At 49.2% G+C, this 3,179-nt stretch carries 2 rRNA genes; both read left to right on the top strand.

Features of this window, described 5'->3' with window-relative positions:
• Window positions 1-37: 37 nt before the first annotated feature.
• A 23S ribosomal RNA gene (locus RB619_RS21005) occupies window positions 38-2,919 on the top strand.
• A gap of 178 nt (window positions 2,920-3,097) precedes the next feature.
• Window positions 3,098-3,179: ribosomal RNA gene (gene rrf, locus RB619_RS21000) — 5S ribosomal RNA — on the top strand; the annotation flags it as partial.

Below are 3,179 nucleotides of genomic sequence, written 5' to 3'. Positions count from 1 at the left end.
CAAAAAAACGGTCTCGTTTTAAGTAACGAGATTGGTACAATAAGCAAAATAAGGGCGTATGGGGGATGCCTAGGCTCTCAGAGGCGAAGAAGGACGTGATAAGCTGCGAAAAGCTGCGGGGACGAGCACACATCGATCGATCCGCAGATATCCGAATGGGGCAACCCACTATGCTGAAGGCATAGTACACCGATAGGTGGGCAAACCCGCTGAACTGAAACATCTAAGTAGGCGGAGGAGAAGAAAACAAAAGTGATTCCGTAAGTAGTGGCGAGCGAACGCGGATTAGCCCAAACCGGTGCTGTTACGGCAGTGCCGGGGTTGTAGGACCGCGACATTTCATGCACAAGGAACCGGAAGCTTCTGGAAAGGAGCGCCATAGAGGGTGACAGCCCCGTATGGGCAACGAGTGTAATGGATAGCGGTATCCTGAGTAGGGCGGGGCACGTGAAACCCTGTCTGAATTCGGCGGGACCATCCGCTAAGGCTAAATACTCCTGAGAGACCGATAGTGAACCAGTACCGTGAGGGAAAGGTGAAAAGAACCGTGAATAACGGAGTGAAATAGATCCTGAAACCATACGCTTACAAGCGGTCGGAGCCCCTTCGTGGGGTGACGGCGTGCCTTTTGCATAATGAGCCTACGAGTTAACGTTGCTGGCAAGGATAAGTGGTTAAGCCATGGATCCGCAGCGAAAGCGAGTCTGAATAGGGCGCTTTAGTCAGCAGTGTTAGACGCGAAACCGTGTGATCTACCCATGGGCAGGTTGAAGCTGTGGTAACACACAGTGGAGGACCGAACCGGTTGACGTTGAAAAGTCTTCGGATGACCTGTGGGTAGGGGTGAAAGGCCAATCAAACTCGGAAATAGCTCGTACTCCCCGAAATGCATTTAGGTGCAGCGCTGACGATAGTTATATAGAGGTAGAGCTACTGATTGGATGCGGGGGCTTCACCGCCTACCAATTCCTGACAAACTCCGAATGCTATATAATGTTTCACAGCAGTGAGGGCTTGGGTGCTAAGGTCCAAGTCCGAGAGGGAAAGAACCCAGACCATCAGCTAAGGTCCCCAAATATATGTTAAGTTGAAAGAACGAGGTTTGTCTGCCCAGACAGCTAGGATGTTGGCTTGGAAGCAGCCATTCATTTAAAGAGTGCGTAACAGCTCACTAGTCGAGCGGACGAGCATGGATAATAATCGGGCATAAACATATTACCGAAGCTATGGATTTGTATGCAAATACAAGTGGTAGGGGAGCATTCTGACAGGGCTGAAGGTGTTTCGTAAGGGATGCTGGACCGGTCAGAAAAGAAAATGTAGGCATAAGTAACGATAATGCGGGCGAGAAACCCGCACACCGAAAAACTAAGGTTTCCACAGCTATGCTAATCAGCTGTGGGTTAGTCTGGTCCTAAGGCGAACCCGAAAGGGACAGTCGATGGCCAACGGGTTAATATTCCCGTACTACTAATTACTGTGATGGGGTGACGGAGTGATGAAAGCGCCGCGAACTGACGGAATAGTTCGTTGAAGTACCTAGCTATAAGATCTGCAGGCAAATCCGCAGATTTTGGTGAAATACGATAGTACTCGGAGTCTTCGGACAAAGAGATAGTGCGCCTAAGGGCTTCCAAGAAAAACCTCTAAACTTCAGGTAATTAGTACCAGTACCGTAAACCGACACAGGTAGTTGAGGAGAGAATCCTAAGGTGCTCGAGAGATTCATGGCTAAGGAATTAGGCAAAATAGACCTGTAACTTCGGGAGAAAGGTCGCCCTGAGCAATCAGGGCCGCAGTGAAGAGGTCCAGGCGACTGTTTATCAAAAACACAGGGCTCTGCAAAATCGCAAGATGAAGTATAGGGCCTGACACCTGCCCGGTGCTGGAAGGTTAAGAGGAGATGTTATCTTCGGAGAAGCATTGAATTGAAGCCCCAGTAAACGGCGGCCGTAACTATAACGGTCCTAAGGTAGCGAAATTCCTTGTCGGGTAAGTTCCGACCTGCACGAATGGTGTAACGATCTGGACACTGTCTCAGCCATGAGCTCGGTGAAATTGTAGTAACGGTGAAGATGCCGTTTACCCGCAGTGGGACGAAAAGACCCTGTGCACCTTTACTATAGCTTAGTATTGACCTTGGATAAATGATGTGTAGGATAGGTTGGAGACTATGAAGCGGCGTCGCCAGGCGTTGTGGAGTCATTGTTGAAATACAACCCTTTGTTTATCTGAGGCCTAACCCCGCAATGTGGGGGACAGTGCTTGGTGGGTAGTTTGACTGGGGTGGTCGCCTCCAAAAGAGTAACGGAGGCTTCTAAAGGTTCCCTCAGTACGCTTGGTAACCGTGCGTAGAGTGCAATGGCATAAGGGAGCTTGACTGAGAGACATACAGGTCGATCAGGTACGAAAGTAGAGCATAGTGATCCGGTGGTTCCGCATGGAAGGGCCATCGCTCAAAGGATAAAAGGTACGCCGGGGATAACAGGCTGATCTCCCCCAAGAGCTCATATCGACGGGGGGGTTTGGCACCTCGATGTCGGCTCGTCACATCCTGGGGCTGGAGAAGGTCCCAAGGGTTGGGCTGTTCGCCCATTAAAGTGGCACGCGAGCTGGGTTCAGAACGTCGTGAGACAGTTCGGTCTCTATCTACTGTGGGCGTTAGAAATTTGAGTGGATCTGATTCTAGTACGAGAGGACCGAATTGGACTAACCTCTAGTGTATCTGTTGTCCCGCCAGGGGCACCGCAGAGTAGCTACGTTGGGAAGGGATAAGCGCTGAAAGCATATAAGCGCGAAACCCACCACAAGATGAGATTTCTTTTAAGGATCGTGGAAGATGACCACGTTGATAGGCTATAGATGTAAAGGCAGTAATGTCATAGTCGAGTAGTACTAATAATCCGTAAGCTTATGTACACCCTTTTCTCCCGACTACGGTCGGGAGAAGAAACTTTCTAAAATAGTAAATAAAACTTTTTTCTTTATCTCAGTATGTTAAAATATTTGCCTGTCGCGGGCAGTGAATAGTAAAGAGTAACTAGTGATTAGCTTAAAAACTAATTACTAATCACTAAGGACTAGTCACTAAAAACCTTAAGGTGGTTATTGCGGCGGGGCTCACCTCTTCCCATCCCGAACAGAGAAGTTAAGCCCGCCTGCGCAGATGGTACTGCAGT

Origin of the sequence: Flavobacterium sp. LHD-80, from assembly GCF_030929605.1 — a bacterium.
GTDB lineage: Bacteria > Bacteroidota > Bacteroidia > Flavobacteriales > Flavobacteriaceae > Flavobacterium.
Note: the sequence above shows the minus strand (reverse complement) of the source record. Positions and strands in the feature narration are given on the sequence as shown.